Below are 20,265 nucleotides of genomic sequence, written 5' to 3' on the forward strand. Positions count from 1 at the left end.
ATTGCGGAGCTATTGGAACGGCAGGCTACTTCGCCGTTTCCAGGACGACATGGTGAGCCAGAAGATGGAGCATGGCAGTGCCATGGCGGCCAACCAGGTGGGTCGGTTCGCGTGAGCTAAAGCCGGTAGGTAATGACGAGGGCTCGGTCACGAAGAGCTCAATGAGCGGATGGAACAAGAACCCCGCGCCTCGATCGTGTCCCGAGAGGTGGTGTAGCTTTTCTGGACCACCTTGCTTTTCGGCCTCAGCCTGAGCCGATCATGAGCCGGGTACTGCCGACAGCATGACAATAGGATTGTCGCTGAGCGGGGCCATCGTTTCAAGCGTCATGTACCGCGCGCGCTGGACGGCCCATTCGTCGGACTGTTCCATGAGGATGGCTCCGACTAGGCGGGTGATGGCGGCTTCGTTCGGGAAGATGCCGACGACCTCGGTCCGCCGTTTGATTTCGCCATTAAGGCGCTCGATGGGGTTTGTGCTGTGTAGTTTGGCGCGATGCTCGCGCGGGAATGTCATGTAGGCCAACACATCGGGCTCAGCGTCGTCCATCAGCGTGGCTAGCTTGGGTAGTTTGGGCCGCACTTGGTCGGCGATCGAACGCCACTGCTGGCTCGCAGCTTCTGGAGTTTCCTGGGCGAAGGCGGTGGCGATGAAGGCGGAGACGACGCGCCTGCCGCTCTTGCCGGCATGGGCAAGTGCATTGCGCATGAAGTGGACGCGGCAGCGCTGCCAGGTCGCGCACAGCAGTTTGGAGACCGCCGCCTTAATGCCTTCGTGCGCATCGGAGATGACCAGCTTAACACCGCGCAGTCCTCGGCGCGTCAGTTTGCGCAGGAAGGCGGTCCAGAACGGCTCGGCCTCGGAAGGACCGATATCCATGCCTAGCACCTCGCGGCGGCCATCGCTGTTGACGCCCACCGCGACGATCACCGCCACCGACACGATACGCCCGTTCTGCCGGACTTTCACGTAGGTGGCGTCGATCCATAGGTACGGCCAGTCGCCTTCGATTGGGCGCTCGAGGAAGGCACCGACCTTCTCGTCGAGTTCCTCGCACAGCCGGCTGACCTGGCTCTTCGAGATCCCATCCATACCCAGCGCCTTTACCAGGTCATCTACCGAGCGGGTGGAGATGCCCTGGATATACGCTCACATGACGAGGACGTCGGTCAAGGTTTAATGTCGTGACAGCATTGGCCGTCTCCTTGGCAATCGGATCCAGGCTTTGCCCGTTGTATGACGCGGACCGACGAATCGACCCATATCCAGCTCACATGCGGTCGCCGTCCGGAACGGCTGCACCATTATCCCGCTTACGGCGGGACGGGCTGAGGTAAGCGAGACCAGTCTTCCTGGCGGCGGTGAACGCCAACTTATATCTCGGTTCGCTTCCTGGATCCGCGGAGCTGATCAGGCTCCAGGGATTGGTGTAGGGTGTTGCGTCAGGCGGCCTTCACTATGGCTCCCTCGATCACCACGCCCGCAGTCGCATATTTCCACAAGGCGACGAGGAGCTTGCGGGCGAGTGCTACAATCGTCGGCTTTTTGAGACGGCCGCCGTTGTGTTGCACGCGTTCATGGAACCAGCGCGCAAGCGCGGAGTCCGGCTGGTATCGCAGCCAGAGCCAAGACAACTCGACCATGGTCGATCGCAGCCGAGCATTCCCGGTCTTGGAGACGCCCTGCTCGCGTCGGATTGATCCGCTCTGCCATGGTGTGGGCGCCAAGCCAGCATAGGCAGCAAGCTGTCGTCGATTGTCAAAATGCCGGAATAGACCTTCCGAACACAGAACGGCGGCGAACTCCGGTCCGATGCCCTTGACGTGCATGAGCATCGTGACCGGAGTGTCGGTTGCTTCCTCTTTGATCAAAGCATCGCGTTCCACCTCGACGGCTTTGATCTGTTGCATGATCAGCTCGAGGCGATCGAGTTCGCGGTGAATCTGCCCTTCGACATGCCGAGCGAGGGGCCGGCCATCGCCCGTTTGCATATCCTTGAGCCGATCGCGTCGATCGCGACGCATCGGCTCGTAACCCGTGATGCCTTGCGTAAAGAGCAGACCTTTGATCCGATTGACGTGGCAGGTGCGCTCGTTGATCAGAACCTTGCGCTCACGACAGACGCGGCGCCGGTCCTCCTCTTCCACACTCGGCGGCCGAACCATCGCGCACACCCGTGGTTCGCCTCTCTTATACGCGAGCAAGGCGCGCACCAGCGCTTCGCCGTCGATCTTGTCGGTCTTCGCTCTCCGCCGTCGCCGTGACGTCGCGATTGATGCGGGATCGACGACATGGCTTTCGATGCCCTCCCGTTCGAGTACGCGGTGAATCCAGAATCCGTCGAGACCGGCCTCTTGGATGACGATTACGCCAAAATCCTGGCCAGTCCTCTGGGCCGCCTTCGTGCGAAGCTGCGTGAACCGGTCCATCAGGCCGGCGATGTCGCCAGCGCGCACGACATGTTTCGACATCCGCTCGCTAGCACCTGGTGACAGCGACGTGATTAGCCACGTCGATTTACTCAGTTCCATCGAAACGAAGATGGCGCCAAGATCAATACGGATAGCGGCCGGCGCATGGGGTCGATCAGTTGTAGCTGCAAGCATGGTTGCCTCCACGGAGTTAGGGTCAGCAACCGCACTCTGCCAGAGCGCCAGCCGCTATCCACCTCTCGCCATGGGATCTTCCTGGATCACTGCGGTCAGCGCCCGCTCGGCCATGCGACGGGGTTCGAGGAAGCCCGGGGAAGTAGCTTCCCTTCCTGAGCTTGGGGATGCGTAGTTCGACCGTCCCCGCTCGCGTCTGCCAGTCGCGCTCGCGGTAGCCGTTGCGCTGGACCAGCCTCGCCGCAGATTTCTCGCCATGGCCGGCTCCGGTCAGGTTGCCGACTTCCATCTCCATCGTACGCATCCGCTGAGCGGCGCCTTGCCGGTGGTGTGATGGATCGGTCTTAAGGTCGCAGTTATTTGCGAACTTAGGAGCGGTGTTTGTGGGACGGATCACGGTTTTCGGTGGGCCTGAACGCCGCCGTCGCTGGAGTGCTGAGGAACGGCGGCGCATTCTGGAAGAGGCGTTTGCGCCGGGTGCGTGTGTCGCGCAGGTTGCTCGGCGGCATGACGTCTCCACTGCGTTGGTCTATACCTGGCGGCGCAAGTTGAACGCGGCGCTCGTCGCTTCGCAGGAAGACCATGGCTTCATCGAAGCGGTCGTGCTGGAAGACAAGAGCTCCATGCCCACGCCCGTGCAGCCGGCGATCATGGTCGAGCTTTCCCACGGCGCCCGGGTGAGCATCTACAATTCGGCATCGCCGACCATGGCAGCGGCCGTCATCAAGGCCTTGGCCCGATGATCCCGATCCCGAGTGGCGTGAGGGTGTGGCTTGCGCTGGGTCACACGGATATGCGGCGGGGAATGCGCTCGCTGGCCCTGCAGGTCCAGCAATCCCTGAGCAAAGACGTTCATGCCGGCGATCTGTACGTCTTCAGGGGACGAAGCGGATCGCTGTGTAAGATCTTGTGGCATGACGGCCTTGGGATGTCGTTGTATGCAAAACGCTTGGAAAGAGGGCGTTTTGTCTGGCCATCAGCAAAGGATGGGACGATCGCGATCTCGGCTTCCGCGATGGCGTGCCTGCTTGAAGGCGTGGATTGGCGCAACCCACAGGAAACCTGGCGCCCAACGCAAGTCGGGTGATTCCTTACCTCGTAGAGTAGCAGCAGGATCGGCATAAAAGTGCTGTAAATGCTGGGTTTCTGGGAACGCGCGGGTTATAATCCGCGCATGGTCTCCAGCGACGCACCCGATGAGCTTGTGCAGCTTCGCGCTGAACTTGCCATCGTGCGTGAACAGGCGCTGGTAGCAGAGGCTGAGGCCGCCAAGGTCTGGGCGATCAACGCCGATCTGCGGGCTCGCAACGCCCATCTCGAATTGATGAACGAACAGATGCGCCGCGAGAAATATGGTTCGCGCTCCGAGCGTAGCCGGCGCCTGCTTGATCAACTCGAGCTGACATTCGAGGAACTGGAGGCCAATGCCAGCGAGGCCGAGCTGCTTGGCCAGATCGCAGCTGCCAAGACCACCACGGTCCAGGCGTTCACCCGCACGCGATCCACCCGCCGCGACTTCCCCGCCGATCTCCCGCGCGAGCAGGTAGTTATCCCCGCGCCGGACCTTTGCCCGTGCTGCGGCTCGGATGATCTGAGCCATCTTCCCGCGGCGGTCACCGAAACGCTCGAGCGCGTTCCGGCCCGCCACAAGGTGATCCAGACCGTGCGCGAGAAGGTCTCCTGCCGTAAGTGCGAGAAGATCAGCCAGCCACCCGCGCCCTTCCACGTAATTCCGCGCGGAATGTTCGGGCCGCACTTCCTGGCAAATCTCGCCTTCCAGAAGTACGGCCTGCACCAACCCCTGAATAGCCAGCGGGACAGGCTCGAGGCCGAAGGCATCCCCTTGAGCCTCTCGACCCTTGGCGATCAGATCGGCGCAATCTGCGTAGCGGTAAAACCCCTGTTCCTGCTGCTGGAAGCCCACGGGCTTGCCGCAGCCCGCCTGCATGCCGACGACACCACCGTTCCGCTTCTGGCCAAGCTCAAGACCAGCGTGGCGCGAATATGGGACTATGTGCGCGATGACCGCCCGTTCGGCGGTACGGCTCCGCCGGTGGCGCTATGCTATTACTCGAGCGATCGTAGAGGTGAGCACCCTCGCGCCCATCTGGCAGGCTATGCCGGGATTCTCCAGGTCGACCGGTATGCCGGCTTCAATGCCCTGTTCGAGGAAGGCCGGACGGACAAACCCATGATTCGCGCCAATTGCTGGGTTCACGCACGCCGGGAATTCTTCAAGCTCGTCGATATCAGGCAGCAACTCAAACGCAGGAAAATGGGCGCTACGCCTCTTGTCTCGCCGCTGGCGAGTGAAGCGCTCGAGATCATCGACCGGCTCTTTGCCATCGAGCGCGACATCAACGGCAGGCCTGCCGCCGAGCGTCTGGCCGTACGCCGGGAATTGTCCGCGCCCATCGTTGCCGAACTCGAGACCTGGATGCGCGAGACACGCAGCAAACTTTCTCGTCACGATGCCGTGGCCAAGGCCATCGCCTACCTCCAGAACGACTGGGACGGCTTCACCACCTTCCTTGCCGATGGCCGGATATGCCTCTCCAACAACGCCGCCGAGCGTGAGCTGCGCAGCGTGGCTCGGGGAAGAAAAGCATGGTTGTTCGTCGGCTCTGACCGTGGCGGCCAGCGCGCCGCGATGATGTTCAGCCTCTTCGGTACCGCGCGTCTCAACGACGTCGATCCGCTCGCTTGGTTCACCGACGTCCTCGCCCGGATCGCCGACATACCCCAGAGCCGCCTTCACGAACTCCTCACATGGAATTGGAAGGCCGCTCAGGAGCAGCTCACACAGGAAATCGCTGCCTGAACCGTTAGACCGAGGGCTTGCGGAACAGTTCATGAAATAGCCGCTCACAGCGCTCACGGCCGGCTGAGGTCAACACTACCGACTTCGCCTTGCCCACGGGATTGTTGATCAATCCTCCCTCGTACAAGCGTCCTAGCGCATCCCAATCAAAGGACTTCCAGGCTCGACAAGTCCCTGACGTCCGATCCAGGTCGTGCAGCGTCAAAAACATCAGAGCCAGAACAGCCTCATCAATCCGGTCGGTATCGATATCCTGCTCTTCCATAGGCAGCTCCTCGCGGCGCTGCCGATAGTCTCACATCTTGGCCCCTCGCTCCACTGCGTCCGTTATCGGATGCGTACTCTCCATCAGCCGCTCGGCGGCAAACGAAATCATCTCGCGCAGAATATCTGCATCGGGGGCCTTCTCTACCAGCGAACGCAAGTGCATCATCGGATCGGTCATCGTGATTCCTTCCGTCAGGTTTGAGCTTCACAACCCAAACCTACCCGAAAATCACGGTGACCACCTCAGCCTTCAGCTACACCACGTCCTGGGACACGATCCGCGCCTCAGCGCTTAAAAGCACAAGCCTTGGCCTTGCCGGAAGCAAGCAGTCTATCTTTGTCGGTTTCGGAAAAGTGAGTACGGCGATTCCAAAAAACGGTCGCAAAAGCGTTGAAAGATACGCCGCACTCAAAGACCCCCTATCAATCATACCACCGGTTTGAAAGTAAAATGGTTGGAAAACGAAACCCATGGAAGATTGAGCCATCGGCGCGACGTACCCAGAAGATAAGGATTCGCTGAAAAGACGCGGTCCTTTTGCCCGCCGCCCCGCGCGCTCTGCCGTTTATTGCCTGCCTTTACGCTGGCTTGTCCCTGCCTTGCCAGGCTGGGCAGGTCGTACAAGGCAAACAAAACAACGCGAGAATCAAAATTGGGGGCCTGCCGCGCAGCCGGGAGTAATCCCACGAGTGAATGACCGCTTGAGGACGACTGGCCGGACAGCGCCTACTTCGTGTTCGTTTGGCTGCATGATGAGCAACGATGACCTTGGGATCGTGGCCAAGCCATTTGGGAAGTTGTCTCGATCACAGGACTACCTATTGTTATTTATTGTGACGACACTTCATTTTCGATAGACTGCCGGCTTCACGGGGGTGGAACTGAGCATGCAAAAGATGTTCCGCTGGCCGGCGGCAATTCGGCTCTTGCCTGCTGCCGCCGGTCTTTCGTACCCACCGGTTCTCAGTGAATCCCGGCGCTTTTGTGTCGCCGGTTACCGCGCGGTTTTTCGCTTTTCATCTCAGGTGCCCTCTTCCGAAAGATGGCGCACAGCCTCGATCAACTGAGGCACTAAGTCGCGGACGAACACATGGTCTGCGGGAGTGCCGCCACGGAAAATTGCCAGCCGGTGCAGCAGCGCGCATGTTCGATAAGTTCGCCATAGGTCATATTTCACTGATAAGCGCCTCCACGCCGCATCACTGGAGATCAGCAATATCGCAAAAAGCCGCTTCTCAAACGCGGCAGTTTTTCACCCAAGACAAAACAATGGTCTCGACAAGAACCAAACTACTGATCCGAAAAAAGCAGATTGCGCCGCCAGCGCCTACGCCTCTCGAGATTGAACGCGTGCCGCTTGTTTGCGGAAATGCGCCTCGCTTTGCTCGGCTTGTTCGATTTTTCGCCGGTGGATGCCTTTCAGAAAGTCAACCGGTTCAAGTGCGAGATTGATCCGGTGTGGTTCGGCCTGCCAGCCGGCCTCCTCCGCCGATTGGTCGTACGCGTGGGCCGTTCCCGATTCCGCTGAATTGCTCTTGGTCCGGGCAATTCCACAAACGTTTGGGCCTAGCAACGCCAAGCATTCTGATCCGTACCACAAATCCAAGTATGGGGTCATCCTCGGATCACAAACGGGCAACCAATTCGAAGTCTTGCGAGCGTCTTCCGGCAGCTGCGAACGCGCTACCCACGGCCGGCTGCGCTCTACAGACTACGCGAGAAACGGCACGGCGGACTTTTGTAAAAGTCCGCTGCCCCGTTGGAACAGGAAAATACTTAGGAGCGATTGGGGCAGTTTCCGTTGGCGCAAAGGGGGCTCTTTCCGATGTCGCTTGAGACAATGGCGCCGAGCTCTCGATCGGAGGCTGCTCGGTTTGAACCGCCACTGCTAGGCGACGCACCCATTAACCATGGCGCCGCTGAGATTGGCCGTACTTATCTCGGTAGAATTGTATCCTAGATACGAGCAAGCCCCTGAGACCGGATCGCTCAACGCTGCGCTGCCACGTCACGAATTCTTCGATCGTAAGACTGTACCGCTCGCATGCCTCGGGCATAGTTAGCAATCCTCCGTCGACTGCAGCTACGACTTCCGCTTTCCGGCGGACAACCCAGCGGGCATTCTTGGGAGGAAGCGTATTAAGGGTCAGAGGTTCACCTAACGGTCCGATAACACTTTCCGGGCGACCATTTTTCAATTCGGTGATTATCATCTCAATCTCTAAGCAGGCGGGGTCGTCAAAACGCTTTCGAGCTCAATAGCTGATCATTGTTAAGATATTGTATGAATTTGATGGTCTTGGCCATATTGCCGCACTTCCCAGTTGTTCACTCCCTCCTGCGCCTAACGGTTTTCAAGAGCCGGGCATGTCGAGATGTACCATCCGCACGGCAGGCTATGCATTCGATTGCGCGCATGAGCATGGGCTAGCGATCTCTTGCCGCCAAACAATCAAGTTTCGCTTTGACCGAACGCACACGGCGGCTCGGCTGCCGCCACTTCTCCCGTTCGCATTCCTCCATGCTTGAGGATCGCAGGGCGGCACGCTCGTCGCAGGGAACAATCAGCCGATCACAGCCTTCACGATTGAACAAGACGCAGCACGCTGCAGTTCGTGCGCCGTGGCAGAGGAAAGGAATAGGACGATGCCGCAAAGCCAAAAAGGACCGGATGAGCCAAGCACCAAGCGGAAGAGCAAAGCCGGATTGGTCGTGGTGGCCGCAGTCGTAACGATGATTGTGGCTATATTCGCGGGGTACAACATTTCCCATGTCGACGAGATGAACAAGGAAAAGACTGGCGCTCAACAGCGCAAAGGCCTGATTGGAGACTGACCCGTCTGAAGTTACCCTCTTCGTCACCTTATCAGGCCAAGGCTAGGCTAGGAGGCGGATTGTCTCTCGATACCCGCGCCGCCCGGCTCCGTTGGCCGAGCGTAATTCCTTGAACGATACGCAGTGGTGACTGCCATCGGACAAGCCGGCAAAACACGCGCCGATGTTTGGTTCATCTCCTTGTACGATGAACTTCCCTCAGCCGTTACGCCTTAATCGTGTGCTAGATCTAAGGCGGCGGCATCTTGCCTTTTTCGCATATCGCCCTTCGCCAGAGTTTGCCAAATTCTCTCGCAGGACCCTGAAGGCATCACCCCCAGCAAAGCAAGCGGTGGCATCCTTTTGGTAAAGCGAAGACCTGCCGCGCAAATCACAGCACCCTGCACGCATCTGCACACAATCTTCCCGCGGTTCATGGTTTGGATGGCCGTAGCGGCAAAAGCTCAAGCTGATTTCGCAATACGCGATGCCCAATCGCCCGTCATTCATCCTGCCCCAACGCGTCAAACGGATGCTTTTGATTTCGCTCGTCCCCCGAACCTAAGTGTCACATGAATGCCACATAGATTTTATGATCGCTTTGACGCTGGAACTCTCCTGCCAGCAAATCACTTTTGAACGCGAAATAGACAGAACTTCAGACAAGCGCCCAAATTCGATATGTAAATAAATCTTGATGAAACGGGCGATATCGGCGCTGAAGATTATACCATTGTAGTATTATTTTTTATAGATATTTCTTTTACAGGACAAAACCAAATGATTAAGAAAGCCATCTTTGCTGTAGCGCTTGTTGCAGGCATGCCGGCGATTGCACACGCTCAGGACACCACTACGTCGTCTGAAACCGCGACTGCCCCAGATGGAACTCCGGCTTTCGGTATTGAACCGTATATCGGTGTGATGGGCGGTTACGATAGCTACGATCGCCGAAGCGAATTCGGCTCCCCGCGTGGGGGCAAAATGAACGGCGGACTGGTTCAGGGTGTTGCAGGTATCAACGTGCCCTTGGGTCCCGTCTTCGTGGGCGCTGAAGGTAACGTTGCGAAGGGCTTCAACGACATTGACTGGGAGTACGGCGTGAAGGGCCGCCTCGGCGCCCGTGCGGGCGACAGCGGCATGGTCTACGCGTCGGCCGGATACGAATGGGTCAATGGCCGCAGGGCCTATGCAGATCACAGCGACTGGATTTACGGCGTAGGTGTGGAAGTTGGCCCCAAGGACATCGGCTTGGGCGGCGTCACTGGAAACAGCGGTGTGCGCCTTCGCCTCGAGGTAGACACCTACGACTTCGACAGCATTCGCCCTATGGCCGGCGTGATCATGCATTTCTAAATTGAGTTGAACGTTTGATCGGGTTTCTCGGTCTTTCGAAATGCCGCCCTGTTTCCGCGAAGAAGGTCTCTTCTCAGCGTGGAGCAGGGCTTGGCATTTTAAACCTGCGGCCGCAGCATCGCTGTCCACGCACAATGTGGTGTGGACTGAAATGCCCTATCGCGGTCAGCGGCTCCTTTATTCTTCCAGTCCGCCATCGGCTTCGCTGCTTCCGCAGCAAAGATTAATGCATGCGCCCTCATCGCAAATAGAAGCGTCCGGTCCTGAAAGACAGCTCGCGCAGTTATCTCCACGGCATCCGCGAAAATCCGGCGATCTTTGGAGTAGGTTTGCCTCCTTCGTATCTTGGACTTGTGCCGCACCGCAGTTGAGACCCTGCTCCGCAACGGGAACGTTCGTCTACCCCTGCCCGCTCGGGATCATGATCCTGATTATCGTTTTCGTCAGTTGGATCTCCCCTGGCCTCAGATACAAGGTGACCCCTTCGATAGGATGCCTGCTCCTCTGTTTTTTGGTTAGCTGATACCTGAGGGAACGGCGCCATGGTGCAATAGTCGCACATGCCCCTAACTCTATATTTCAGTTATAGATGTAAGACACCGCCCGGTACTCCCCCGTCAGCTTGCCAGGACTCAGGCTCTACAATTGGAGCCCGTTCATTTTTTTAGAGGCTGGGGACAGAACAGCCGATTGCAAGCGCGGTCCCGACGTACATAGTCGATTTTCGACATGAGGCGACCCATCTCGCATTCACAAGGGCTCGATTGTGTCCACTCTTCTGGAGGGTCGCGGGGGCAGCTTCCGATCACTACACGGCATCCGCAGGTAAGCAGGATCACCTGAGTTCCCGGATCCCGCGGCATAATGGCAGTCAGCGGCATGGATCAAGCGACAGCGCGTGCTCTAAAAGAAAAGGAGGCCCGCTCCGATAATCGCGAAACCCACAAGTCCGCCGATAATTCGGATCCATCTATAGAATAAACCGTCCGATAATATGCTGGCGATGACCAGCAAAAAGCCGCTTATAAGCAGGGTGACAAGCGGCTGAGACGTTGCTGGGTCCATTACGCAGAAACTGTAAGAATACCCGGGTCCAGCAATAACTTATGTTATAGAACGGCGGTCTGGCCTGCCAAGTTCCTATCGCCGCGATTGCTAATGATCGGCCATAGACCAGCGGAAGCAAAGCGATAGGCCTGATCCGCCACATTTGTCTGCCGTAAGGGAACTGACAAATCCGGGTAACAAGCGGCGCACCCCACAGATCATTGTCCGAAGCGAGACGCCCGGATCTGTAACACTCTCTCGGGCTTTGTCTCGCAATGCGATCTCACGCGGGCCCCACGGGTGTAAGTTCTCGACCCGGTTAAATGGGGTCAGGTTACCACCGATCCATCACATGGCCGGACCTGCTCCATGGTCATGGAAACCGGCAGACCAGGAAGCGCTTCGAGATTTGTTCCGGCCCCAGGGCCGTCTATAACGCGGTAGGTGAATGCAGGTTCCCTATGCGGCATTACCATTTGAATTTGCGCCAGGCCCCAGGATAGATCGAATATCGGTGCTTTCATCTGTGCTTGGTGTCCATATGGCATGAGGATGAGGTCCCGCGGAAACTGCCGCAGACCGTGGGAATACGCATGACGGGGTCGCAAGTTTCGCAGAAAAAGCCGAAAGCAGGGATTTGGACCGGTCCAGCCCTTCAGTCGAAGGTTATGGCCAGTGGGCGATGTTAAAGTTCGCGCTTACCACCCGTCCGCGATCGACGCGTTTGCCTCCGAAAAGACAGTCTTTTATGATAAGGACTCTCGCTTGCCATCATTTTACCCTATGCGCGTCAAGGCGTTCGATTTGACGCGGTGAATGCACCGCGGCTGGGAAATGCAAGGTGACTTGAGAAAGAAGGATTACCAGGCGCTGGGATGCTGTGTCTCTCTCAGAGTCATGTATCAGATGATGCCATTTACCGGCTTGTGGATGAATGGCTTGCTGGGGCGCTTGGGTCGCAATGGCTATGAAGGCCGAAGCAAAGGGCGGGTGCATGCCAGATCGTTGCGCATAGCCGTCGCCGCGACGCCGGCCTCCCCCATCGCATGACTGATTTGATCCAGCCCCTTTGCAACATCTCCAGCAGCATAAAGACCAGGTATAGTCGTTCGCTGATGCGGATCCACGATGATGCAACCTTCCGGACTCGTTTTCGCGCCCAGAAGAACAGCGAGCTCGGATCTGATGACGGAGCCAAGCGCCGGGTAGACAGCATCAAAAGCGAAATCACCTTCGGGTATAGAAACAGCAAGCTGCTGATTTCTTATGCCGAATGCCAAGCACGGCCCTTCATGAAGAGCGATATTGGCATTCTCCAGCGTTTTACGCTGCTCTGCGGTCAGATCATGCGCGCCCTCTAAGGAGATCAGGCTGACATCGCTAGAGTACATCCGGAGGAAAACTGCTTCCTTCACGCCGCGTTCCCCCGTACCGATTACGGCTATTCTCCGGTCTGTAACTTCATAACCATCGCATATGGGACAATAACGAAGCAGTCCTAGAGCCAGAGCCTCGTCGTGAAGCTTCTTGGGCATATTGGGGCAGTTATTTACCACGCCTGTTGCCAAGAGAACAGATCGTGCGCTCCAACGGTTATCGCTGCTCCGTGCGACAAAGAGATCCTTCTCTCGGCGCAAATCCTCGACAATGCCTTTGACGAAGTGAGTCCCGAATTCACTCGCCTGCGCCTGCATTCGTTCAAGCAAATCTGAGCCGGCGATCCCACCAGGAAAGCCTGCATGATTTCGTGTGCGCGGGATCAGTGCAGCACGGCTGTCATTGCCGTGGACAACTTCAACCGTGAGGTGAAACCGGGCAAGATAGATAGCCGCGGTAAGTCCCGCAGGGCCCGCTCCAATCACAAGGCAATCAAGAGGTGCTGTCATGTTAAGCACAAGACAATCGGTACCATCCGGTTCCAATTTGCGACGGAGAGAAGGTCTCGAGTGGACGCTAACATGTCCGTCTTTCCCGAGTGGATTATCTCGAACGTATCCGCAATGCCCCAAAGAGCCTTTGCGTCATAACCCTGATATCGTGAAAGGGGTTATGAGATCAGATCGGGAGACATATGCCCCCGTCGGCCGGTCTGGTCTCACAACCAGTCCTGGTCATGATAAAGCCTTTGCTCAAGCACAGATCTGGTAGCCATGTCGGGGGTATCCTGCCGCCGTTCTTCATCGCTGGCCCGTCAATTTCAACAAGAGGATCTTTTGACCGATTGATGAATTGTAACGCGTGAACACGCCCCCTTAAATTACACGGAGACAGAATATGGGTTGGATCGTCGCGCTTATCGTCGGCGGCATCGCTGGCTGGTTGGCCAGTTTGGTGATGAACCGAGATGCATCTATGGGCATTTTCCTCAACATCGTAGTCGGCTGCATCGGTTCCGTTATCGGCAATGCCCTTTCCGGACCCTTATTTGGTATCCGTGGCAGCGTTCAGGAATTTTCCGTCACTGGCCTGATCATTGCTTTTGTCGGTGCTGTCGTACTGCTGGCGATCGTCAATTTCTTTCAGCGTAGTCGCCTGCGTTAACCAGCAGCCAGTGAGCGCACTTCGGCAGGGTATCCTCGCCGAAGTGCTCCGGCCGCCGTCAGTGACGCATTCGCAATCTGGCTGGCAATGTGCTACGCAATATGGGCGCCATATGGGCGCCCCGAACAGCGCTCGTTGCTTGTGACCGCAAACATAAACACAACCAGGTTAGGCAGAAAATACTCCTAGCCTTGCAATTAGTTAGATATCCGAAGCCGACTTATATTTACCTAAGCCATTCCGGTTAAGGCATTACAATGGATTACCTTTCAGCCGTTGAATTGTTCGTTCGGCGCCTTACCTCACGGTCGAAATTGGAGAGGCCCTCCATCTCTGCTCTTCTGGACCTCGACGGCCGCTTGGTGCCTGTCCAGCGAGGCGAGGACCTAATTCTACCTGGGCACCCAGTCTCATATTCAACTCTAGTAGTTCGCGGCGTTCTGGGTCGCTTCGATCAGATGCTGGACGGCAAACGTCAGATAACCGCCCTTCACATTCCCGGCGACATGGCTGATCTTCATTCGCTGCCCATACCAACCCCGTCATGGGGTATCCAATCACTTGTACCGTCTACAACTCTCCAGATTCCTCACGAGCGATTGCGCCGTGTGCTTGACTCACATCCGGACGTTGCCATCGCCTTCTGGCGCGACACCGTGGTCGACGCCTCCATACTCGCGAAGTGGACAGCTTACATTGGACGAGCTGATGCGACGACGCGCATAGCGCACCTTTTTTGCGAACTGGGCGTTCGCATGGCTTTTCAAGGGATGGCCGCCAAAGACGATTTCCCCCTCGCATTCACCCAGGCGCAGATCGCCGATGCCGTCGGTTTGACCACTGTGCATGTCAATCGGACGATGGCAGTGCTTCGAGCAGCTTGCGGCCTTTCCATCGAAAAGGGGCGTGTCATGGTCAGGGACTGGAATGTAATGGCGTCTTACGCGAATTTCGACGACAGCTATCTTCTCATGAGCCGGTAGCGGCTCATCGAGTAGCCACCGTTCAGCGACGTCAGAGCCGGACCGACTAAAGCCACCGCTTTTATTCCCTGCCCAAAGCCGCGATGTTACTCTGCCGAGCCGGCGTGCTCTGCGTGGCTGGATTCGAAAAGATGCTTCGCCTGCGGCGTGGCTTTCTTGTTTCCCACATCGATTGCAGATTGATTTCGCTCAACAAGAGGTAGCGCCGGGAACAAATTGCCAAGAATTTGCCTTAGTTTCCAGGATAAGGACAGATGACCGGGCCGACTCGTTACCGAGACATATCCCGCCTGGAGGACCAAGATGGAAGTTTACACGTTGCGATTCTCCGACGACGCGTTTGGCGTTGCGCGCCGCTTAGAATTCAAAGCGCGAGATATGAGTTCTGCTCTCGTAATCGCTCATCGCGAAGCAGGTAGCCGGCGTGTTGAACTATGGCATGGAAGTCGAATGCTCGGTGTCGTCGAAAGGCAAGCTAATGTCGGGCGAGTTCGCCTGCCCCCGCACAAATACCGTGTCCCGTCCAAACTCGTGGATAATTACGGTTTAGAACTACCGTGCACGCAATCCCACACGAACGCCGCGAGCCCGGAGCGGTGTCACGTGGCACACTGATACGCACGTCCAGGGCTTTCTCCCTCAAATTCAGATCACTGCCCCCGTGTGATCCCTTAAGGCTGGTGCTTTGCTTAACAGGGCGGGACCGACCTTTTTTACCACCTGCGGAATTTTTTGGCATCTCAGCGCAGGCGGATCGCGCGATCGCGCAAAAACCTCGTAATCCTTATCGCTGTTAAAGGTACGCCACCGCCCGCAAACTTGAAGAATAGCGCATTCGCTATCGCGGCTAATACCTGGCGTACCGTAAACAGCGAGGTCCCAATGACCGCAGTCAGGACATCCGACATCATCGCTGTTTAAGGTACGCTGTCTAGACATCTCCATGACATCAGACTGAAGCAGTAGCTTCCCCCCGCCCACTATCGTACCTCAATCAGCGAAGCCGAGAGGTCTCACTCAGGGTTGGCGCGGGGTTTACGAAGCGGCCTACTGACGGTTGATTGAGCACGGAGCGGGATATGCATTGTCGCTGATTAAGGTACGCCAAGGCGTCCAGGGAGGCGTTAGCGATCCTGCCGGTCCGAAGGCACCCTCAAGATGAACATTAACCGAGTCTCCAATGGAGACAGTCCACTTAAGACGGCGCTTTCCAACGCTCGACGTACTTTTTCCAGCGATCCTTAAGCACATCGCCTTCCAGGGTGTCGATCTGACCTCCCAAAGCTCGCCTGAAAGCATCGGCCATTATGCTCACCGAGTTGTTCGAACCATAGTCACGGCCGATGCGATAGAGTTCAGGCTCAGAAAATTCCAAAGAACCCGTTGCCGGGAACCTGATTGGCTTGCTGGATTCGTCAGTTTTTCCTGAACTGTATAAGCGGAGCATTCCGGCTTCTTCGATCAAGCTTGGCACGGTCTTTTTTGCCTTTTCCTGTTCAGCTTGGACAAGAAGCATTCCCTTTATAGGCTTTTCAGCATGCCGCAGCTTGATGATTAGATCGCTGAGATCAACTGAGTGACGTGCCTGCTGATAAACGCCTGATACTTCCTCCCATGCAGCGCGCACAGATTGCCTGAACTTTGTCATTGTGCTGGACTGATTGCCGAGGTGCTTGGCGAGATCCTGCCAGCTGAGCCTGACCTCCGTTCCCTGAGGTATTCGAGGCAGACGGTAGGCCAGCCAAGTGTAGAGATCCAGCTTGGTAGCACTGTCTTTAAGGGCGACGATGGCCCGTTCATTGAACGGCACCGAATGTTTGAGGAGTTCATTGTAGAATTCTTCGGACAAAACAAAATGCGAGACAAAGGATCCCTCGCCGGTTCTTAAGCCAGCATATTGGTTCACAATGCGCATGTCATTGACAGCGAATGCCCGCATTTGATCCTTTTGAACGGCCGCTTTTCGGCCATCGTTTCGCTTGCCCCGCCCGTCGGCCACGTCATCGTCCCAACGGATGGTCCACTGGCAGTTCAAGATTCGATCAATCTGATCCTGAACGCTCGTACGGGTACCACGCTTACCGCCAGACGAGGTATTCGTGATGCCCATTCGCCGCAGCCAGCTCGAGAAAGAACTTCCTAGATAGATCTCGCGTGTTCTCGTCCGGACAGCCTCTGTCATGATATAGATCATGATAAGACGCGCATGTCTGCCATACGGCACACCCCGGTTAACGGACACAAATTCGCCGCCCGGGCCATTTGGCTCCTGTCTCTCCATTGGCTGAATGATCAAGGAGATATTGCCGTCTCGCCGAATGACGGGCGCTGTAGGGTCCTTGGGTGCTTTAACCGGCAAAGACATGGCACACAAAGCCGAATGCATGAAGTTGGGGAGAGATTCCTCTTCCATCACGTAACGCACAGCGTCAAAGATGCGCTTTGCTTCGGCGGTTTCGGCCAGCGCGCGAACTTCCTCCGCAGGGCTCGCTGTGAGAGCATCGACGAAGCGAGCGCCAAGCGGCAACGCTATCTGAGCGTCTGCATCTCCTGTTTTCCGCCTGGCCACAGAATCACCCCTGGTTGATATCGTCCGCCGAGGATTGTGGCGAATTTGAACCGGAAAGCAAGACATTGGCGATTTTTTGGCTCGACGAGTGCTAAAAGTGCCAATCAGTCGCTGGTAAAGGTACACATCGCAAATTCTGGTGTTCTAAAATCATTTTTTTGACCCATCCTTACCGAAGGAAGGTTCTCCCAGAGGGAGTAGGATTCTTTAGTAGGTTAGATCGCCTACCTTAATCAGCGACCGAACATACCTTCGCCAGCGACCTTTCGTACCGTTATCAGCGACAACCCGTACCTTAAGCAGCGCCTCCAGGTTATCATCGAACCTCCGAGATGCAGGACAGTGCGATCGGAAATATTCCTTTCGCTTTTTCTCGTTCGCGCGTCGAGATTTCGCGAATGGCTCGCTGATAAAGGTATATGTGAAAAAAACCTCTTACACAGCAGCGGTGCGATCCCTTCCATCGCTGAGCTCCGTACTTTAATCAGCGACACGCGAAATCGACTCGCCCAGCCTGTCGGATTTTCCGTAGTATGCAGCAAAATACCGCCAACCGGTCGCTGATTGCGGTATCGATGCCAGAAATCGACGGGCAGGAAGTCGCCAATCGATGAGACAGGTGAATTTTTGGTTGTCGAGTTTTCGCGTTCTATCTAAGGAAAATTGACAAGTCTGCCAACTGAGGCAGCAAACTGACAGGTAGAAGGACTATCATGGCGTCCCTCCCATCCGAGCTGGGCAGTAGCACCAAGGATCTGATCACACGCTATTATCAAATGGCGAGCATGGTCCTGAGGAAACTGCAAGAGCGCAACATACAGCACACGCCGCCACGTACGGGACCTATGTTCACTATATCGCAGGCAGCCGCATTAGTTGGCCGCTCGGCCTCGGCTATTCGAATAGCCGAAGCAGAGGGCCGCCTGCCTCATCAAGAGCGAAACATGGCGGGGCGCCGAAAAGGTTATACCCTTAGAGACCTCGACACCATGCGGCAGGTTTTCGATACCCGTCCGTGGCGGCAAGAAGGTGATCCGCCAGCAGTGATCGCTTGCCAAAACTTCAAAGGCGGCGTGGGAAAATCGACGATTGCAGTCCATATGGCGCAATATTTGGCTATTCACGGGTATCGCGTCTTGCTCGTGGACGCAGATGCCCAAGCTTCCGCTACTATGCAATTTGGTTACATACCCGATCAGGATCTCGATGAATTCGACAGCATCTACGCTTTGCTCCAAGGTAAGCCGGAGCGCGGAATAGCACAGATCGTTCGCAAGACACATTTCCACAATCTCGACCTCATCCCGGCCAACCTGAAGCTTTATAATGCGGAATATGAGGTAGCGGCACGCATAAGTGTCCATGGTTTCAGCGTCCTCACGACGCTCGCGCGTGACATTCATAAAATCGCTGACAATTATGATGTCATCATAATGGACCCTCCACCAGCCCTCGGCATGGTGTCGCTATCGGTTATGTATGCCGCCAACGCGCTGTTGATACCAGTACCACCCAGCATTGTAGATTTTGCTTCGACTACGGCCTTTCTCAGCATGCTCGATGAGACGATGGGCGCTCTCAACGAACATAACATTCAGCCGGAGTATGGCTTCGTCGGAATGGTCATCTCAAAGAGCGATGCGAATATTGAATCGCAGCGGCAGATCGTGGATATTACCAATACGGTTTTCGGCAGAAGCGTGTTCGCTCAGGAACTGAAAACGTCCGCTGAATTCAACAATGCGGCAAGCCAGCTCAAGACCGTTTTTGACATGACATCATCGACCACGAACCATGCGGTACGTACACGTTGTTTGAATCAGCTTAACAACCTCGGCCGCGAGCTCGAGCAGAATATTAGGAAGCTTTGGCCCTCCAAAGCGGATGAGATTTAGGAAGCCTGTAGTTCCTACCGTTGAATTAGCCCTGATCGAAAGATCGGGGCTTTTTTTTGGGCGGATCAGCTCCGCTTGCAAACCAAGATGTAGTTTTTCGATCCTGCCATCGGGAACAACTCTTGCCGGGGATTGACAATCGGGCAACCCTGCCCTGCCCTGCCCTGCCCTGCCCTGCCCTGCCCTGCCCTGCCCTGCCCTGCCCTGCCCTGCCCTGCCCTGCCCTGCCCTGCCCTGCCCTGCCCTGCCCTGCCCTGCCCTGCCCTGCCCTGCCCTGCCCTGCCCTGCTCTCGCTAAAAAACGCGCCGATTAAAGTTGGGATGAGGATCTTGCAAAACTCGATCGCTGCACCGAGGGACCGATCCCTGCAGGTCTAGTAGAGACGTTTAGGCGCTGCATACTGGTACGCACCGACCCGTCGAATTGTCGCTATCCATGTTTGAAGTCCTGCGGTTATGGGGGCAAAGGCTTGGTCAGCACATCGGCCGGAATGCTGCTGAGCAAAAAGCAATAACAGGCTTGGTCATGTCGGAAGGCTTGGCACCAATTTTATTGATGTCTCTAAAGCCCGTAGCACCGACGAACCCATGACGCATTCCACAAGATTAAGCATGGCCTTCCAAGTCAATCTGGTCCATTTTTTGCGCCTCGTCCGAACGGCAACCAAGGGCTTTCGCGCACAAATCTTTTCCGATTTATGGCCGTCTCCACTGGAGACAACGTTGTGCGTAATATGCAGCGCGCTCTATGCGCCCCGGTTCATGGCCATATCCAGAGCCTAAGCAAGGCGATGCGCCATCCCTTTCCATCGATTCCACCCGCATGGACTGGCTGTCTCCAGTGGAGACAAGATTATGCATCTCCGGTCGCCCGCAATCTTCTTGCCAACAGGCGTTTTTTTAGTCTGCTCGAGAAGCCTTAAGGAATGCGCGAATTCCATGAGTCTCCAGTGGAGACAAAGACAACCTGTCGTGTAGAGGACCCGCGTCTTATCATGACGCCGCAGCGATCTGCGGAAAGTCTCCAATGGAGACAAGCTTGGCTGGGCGCCTGTAGTCTCTGCAGACCGATGGCGGGCCGGCGGTGCTGGAAGGTCGACGCGCACGGCAAGCACCACACTTAATCTCAACTGCGCAAACGGCTCACTCGGTTTCGTAATGCGTTCAGTTTGATGGTGCATGGGGCCTAGACTTGCGCCGAGGCTCAAAAATTTAGGCTGAATTCCTCTAAGGCTTGCCCGTCTCGAAACCCTTTTCCAGTGAGCTAAGATTTGATGACCGCAGCTTTGATAAACCCGCTCGATTGGCAAGATCCCAAGCGCCGCTTGTGACTATATTCGCAACCGATCCACCTGTCAGGTTTGG

General features: G+C 56.4%; 16 protein-coding genes and 2 pseudogenes. 10 read left to right on the forward strand and 8 right to left on the reverse strand.

The window, feature by feature from the left end; genetic code table 11:
• Nucleotides 1-259: 259 nt before the first annotated feature.
• The 3 genes and pseudogenes from ACZ1J6_RS25620 to ACZ1J6_RS25630 form a co-directional block, all read right to left on the reverse strand.
• Nucleotides 260-1,150: pseudogene (locus tag ACZ1J6_RS25620) on the reverse strand (IS256 family transposase); the annotation flags it as partial.
• Between the two features lie 293 nt (nucleotides 1,151-1,443).
• Nucleotides 1,444-2,607, reverse strand: a complete 1,164-nt coding sequence (locus ACZ1J6_RS25625) for an IS110 family RNA-guided transposase (protein WP_465128521.1) — start codon at nucleotides 2,605-2,607, stop codon at nucleotides 1,444-1,446.
• Nucleotides 2,608-2,685: 78 nt separating this feature from the next.
• Nucleotides 2,686-2,908 (reverse strand): annotated as a pseudogene (locus tag ACZ1J6_RS25630) (transposase); the annotation flags it as partial.
• Nucleotides 2,909-2,990: 82 nt separating this feature from the next.
• On the opposite strand from ACZ1J6_RS25630, the gene tnpA reads away from it, so the two are divergent.
• From tnpA to tnpC, 3 genes are all read left to right on the forward strand, one after another.
• Nucleotides 2,991-3,350: an IS66-like element accessory protein TnpA gene (gene tnpA / locus ACZ1J6_RS25635; RefSeq protein WP_465128522.1), complete on the forward strand. Its 360-nt coding sequence runs from the start codon at nucleotides 2,991-2,993 to the stop codon at nucleotides 3,348-3,350.
• A complete protein-coding gene (gene tnpB / locus ACZ1J6_RS25640) occupies nucleotides 3,347-3,694 on the forward strand; it encodes an IS66 family insertion sequence element accessory protein TnpB (protein WP_429278417.1) in 348 nt (115 codons plus the stop codon). The genes tnpA and tnpB overlap by 4 nt, the downstream gene beginning before the upstream one ends.
• A gap of 87 nt (nucleotides 3,695-3,781) precedes the next feature.
• Nucleotides 3,782-5,428 (forward strand): IS66 family transposase, encoded by a 1,647-nt coding sequence (gene tnpC, locus ACZ1J6_RS25645; RefSeq protein ID WP_465128523.1) that lies wholly within the window; start codon nucleotides 3,782-3,784, stop codon nucleotides 5,426-5,428.
• 4 nt (nucleotides 5,429-5,432) lie between these two features.
• Here tnpC and ACZ1J6_RS25650 read toward each other — a convergent pair whose 3' ends face one another.
• Together ACZ1J6_RS25650 and ACZ1J6_RS25655 are read right to left on the reverse strand one after the other, a co-directional pair.
• Entirely contained in the window at nucleotides 5,433-5,693 is a 261-nt protein-coding gene (locus tag ACZ1J6_RS25650) for a DUF6429 family protein (RefSeq protein WP_465128524.1), read from the reverse strand.
• A gap of 30 nt (nucleotides 5,694-5,723) precedes the next feature.
• Nucleotides 5,724-5,873, reverse strand: coding sequence for a hypothetical protein (locus ACZ1J6_RS25655; RefSeq protein ID WP_465128870.1), 150 nt, complete (start codon nucleotides 5,871-5,873; stop codon nucleotides 5,724-5,726).
• Nucleotides 5,874-6,839: 966 nt separating this feature from the next.
• Here ACZ1J6_RS25655 and ACZ1J6_RS25660 point away from each other — a divergent pair.
• Nucleotides 6,840-7,148: a hypothetical protein gene (locus ACZ1J6_RS25660; RefSeq protein ID WP_465128525.1), complete on the forward strand. Its 309-nt coding sequence runs from the start codon at nucleotides 6,840-6,842 to the stop codon at nucleotides 7,146-7,148.
• A 452-nt stretch (nucleotides 7,149-7,600) separates the two neighbouring features.
• On the opposite strand, the gene sciP is transcribed toward ACZ1J6_RS25660, so the two are convergent.
• The gene (gene sciP, locus ACZ1J6_RS25665; RefSeq protein ID WP_132270138.1) at nucleotides 7,601-7,909 is read right to left on the reverse strand and encodes a CtrA inhibitor SciP; all 309 of its coding nucleotides are present in this window, start codon (nucleotides 7,907-7,909) and stop codon (nucleotides 7,601-7,603) included.
• Between the two features lie 433 nt (nucleotides 7,910-8,342).
• Here sciP and ACZ1J6_RS25670 point away from each other — a divergent pair, with 433 nt between their 5' ends.
• On the forward strand, nucleotides 8,343-8,531 hold the full coding sequence (locus ACZ1J6_RS25670; protein ID WP_465128526.1) for a hypothetical protein: 189 nt from the start codon (nucleotides 8,343-8,345) through the stop codon (nucleotides 8,529-8,531).
• Nucleotides 8,532-9,293: 762 nt separating this feature from the next.
• Entirely contained in the window at nucleotides 9,294-9,866 is a 573-nt protein-coding gene (locus ACZ1J6_RS25675; RefSeq protein WP_465128862.1) for an opacity protein, read from the forward strand.
• A gap of 2,012 nt (nucleotides 9,867-11,878) precedes the next feature.
• Here the strand turns inward: ACZ1J6_RS25675 and ACZ1J6_RS25680 are convergent.
• Nucleotides 11,879-12,799 carry an NAD(P)/FAD-dependent oxidoreductase gene (locus tag ACZ1J6_RS25680; protein WP_465128527.1) on the reverse strand — a complete coding sequence of 307 codons (921 nt, stop codon included), beginning with the start codon at nucleotides 12,797-12,799 and terminating at the stop codon, nucleotides 11,879-11,881.
• A gap of 388 nt (nucleotides 12,800-13,187) precedes the next feature.
• On the opposite strand from ACZ1J6_RS25680, the gene ACZ1J6_RS25685 reads away from it, so the two are divergent.
• Nucleotides 13,188-13,454, forward strand: coding sequence for a GlsB/YeaQ/YmgE family stress response membrane protein (locus tag ACZ1J6_RS25685; RefSeq protein ID WP_132270146.1), 267 nt, complete (start codon nucleotides 13,188-13,190; stop codon nucleotides 13,452-13,454).
• 608 nt (nucleotides 13,455-14,062) lie between these two features.
• The gene (locus ACZ1J6_RS25690; RefSeq protein WP_243654480.1) at nucleotides 14,063-14,437 is read left to right on the forward strand and encodes a Crp/Fnr family transcriptional regulator; all 375 of its coding nucleotides are present in this window, start codon (nucleotides 14,063-14,065) and stop codon (nucleotides 14,435-14,437) included.
• A gap of 1,195 nt (nucleotides 14,438-15,632) precedes the next feature.
• Here the strand turns inward: ACZ1J6_RS25690 and ACZ1J6_RS25695 are convergent.
• Nucleotides 15,633-17,006, reverse strand: coding sequence for a replication protein RepA (locus ACZ1J6_RS25695; protein ID WP_465128528.1), 1,374 nt, complete (start codon nucleotides 17,004-17,006; stop codon nucleotides 15,633-15,635).
• 713 nt (nucleotides 17,007-17,719) lie between these two features.
• On the opposite strand from ACZ1J6_RS25695, the gene ACZ1J6_RS25700 reads away from it, so the two are divergent.
• A complete protein-coding gene (locus tag ACZ1J6_RS25700) occupies nucleotides 17,720-18,901 on the forward strand; it encodes an AAA family ATPase (RefSeq protein ID WP_279388353.1) in 1,182 nt (393 codons plus the stop codon).
• Between the two features lie 435 nt (nucleotides 18,902-19,336).
• Nucleotides 19,337-19,492, forward strand: a complete 156-nt coding sequence (locus tag ACZ1J6_RS25705; RefSeq protein WP_465128529.1) for a hypothetical protein — start codon at nucleotides 19,337-19,339, stop codon at nucleotides 19,490-19,492.
• The last annotated feature ends 773 nt before the right edge of the window (nucleotides 19,493-20,265 follow it).

Source organism: Novosphingobium sp. BL-S-21 (assembly GCF_055521655.1).

What these genes read in the sequence shown, in the direction of transcription:
- ACZ1J6_RS25625 (WP_465128521.1), bottom strand. Translation starts at nt 2,607, where the DNA reads ATGCTTGCAGCTACAACTGATCGACCCCATGCGCCGGCCGCTATCCGT.
- tnpB (WP_429278417.1), top strand. Translation starts at nt 3,347, where the DNA reads ATGATCCCGATCCCGAGTGGCGTGAGGGTGTGGCTTGCGCTGGGTCAC.
- tnpC (WP_465128523.1), top strand. Translation starts at nt 3,782, where the DNA reads ATGGTCTCCAGCGACGCACCCGATGAGCTTGTGCAGCTTCGCGCTGAA.
- ACZ1J6_RS25650 (WP_465128524.1), bottom strand. Translation starts at nt 5,693, where the DNA reads ATGGAAGAGCAGGATATCGATACCGACCGGATTGATGAGGCTGTTCTG.
- ACZ1J6_RS25655 (WP_465128870.1), bottom strand. Translation starts at nt 5,873, where the DNA reads ATGACCGATCCGATGATGCACTTGCGTTCGCTGGTAGAGAAGGCCCCC.
- ACZ1J6_RS25660 (WP_465128525.1), top strand. Translation starts at nt 6,840, where the DNA reads ATGTTCGATAAGTTCGCCATAGGTCATATTTCACTGATAAGCGCCTCC.
- sciP (WP_132270138.1), bottom strand. Translation starts at nt 7,909, where the DNA reads ATGATAATCACCGAATTGAAAAATGGTCGCCCGGAAAGTGTTATCGGA.
- ACZ1J6_RS25670 (WP_465128526.1), top strand. Translation starts at nt 8,343, where the DNA reads ATGCCGCAAAGCCAAAAAGGACCGGATGAGCCAAGCACCAAGCGGAAG.
- ACZ1J6_RS25680 (WP_465128527.1), bottom strand. Translation starts at nt 12,799, where the DNA reads ATGACAGCACCTCTTGATTGCCTTGTGATTGGAGCGGGCCCTGCGGGA.
- ACZ1J6_RS25685 (WP_132270146.1), top strand. Translation starts at nt 13,188, where the DNA reads ATGGGTTGGATCGTCGCGCTTATCGTCGGCGGCATCGCTGGCTGGTTG.
- ACZ1J6_RS25700 (WP_279388353.1), top strand. Translation starts at nt 17,720, where the DNA reads ATGGCGTCCCTCCCATCCGAGCTGGGCAGTAGCACCAAGGATCTGATC.
- ACZ1J6_RS25705 (WP_465128529.1), top strand. Translation starts at nt 19,337, where the DNA reads ATGTTTGAAGTCCTGCGGTTATGGGGGCAAAGGCTTGGTCAGCACATC.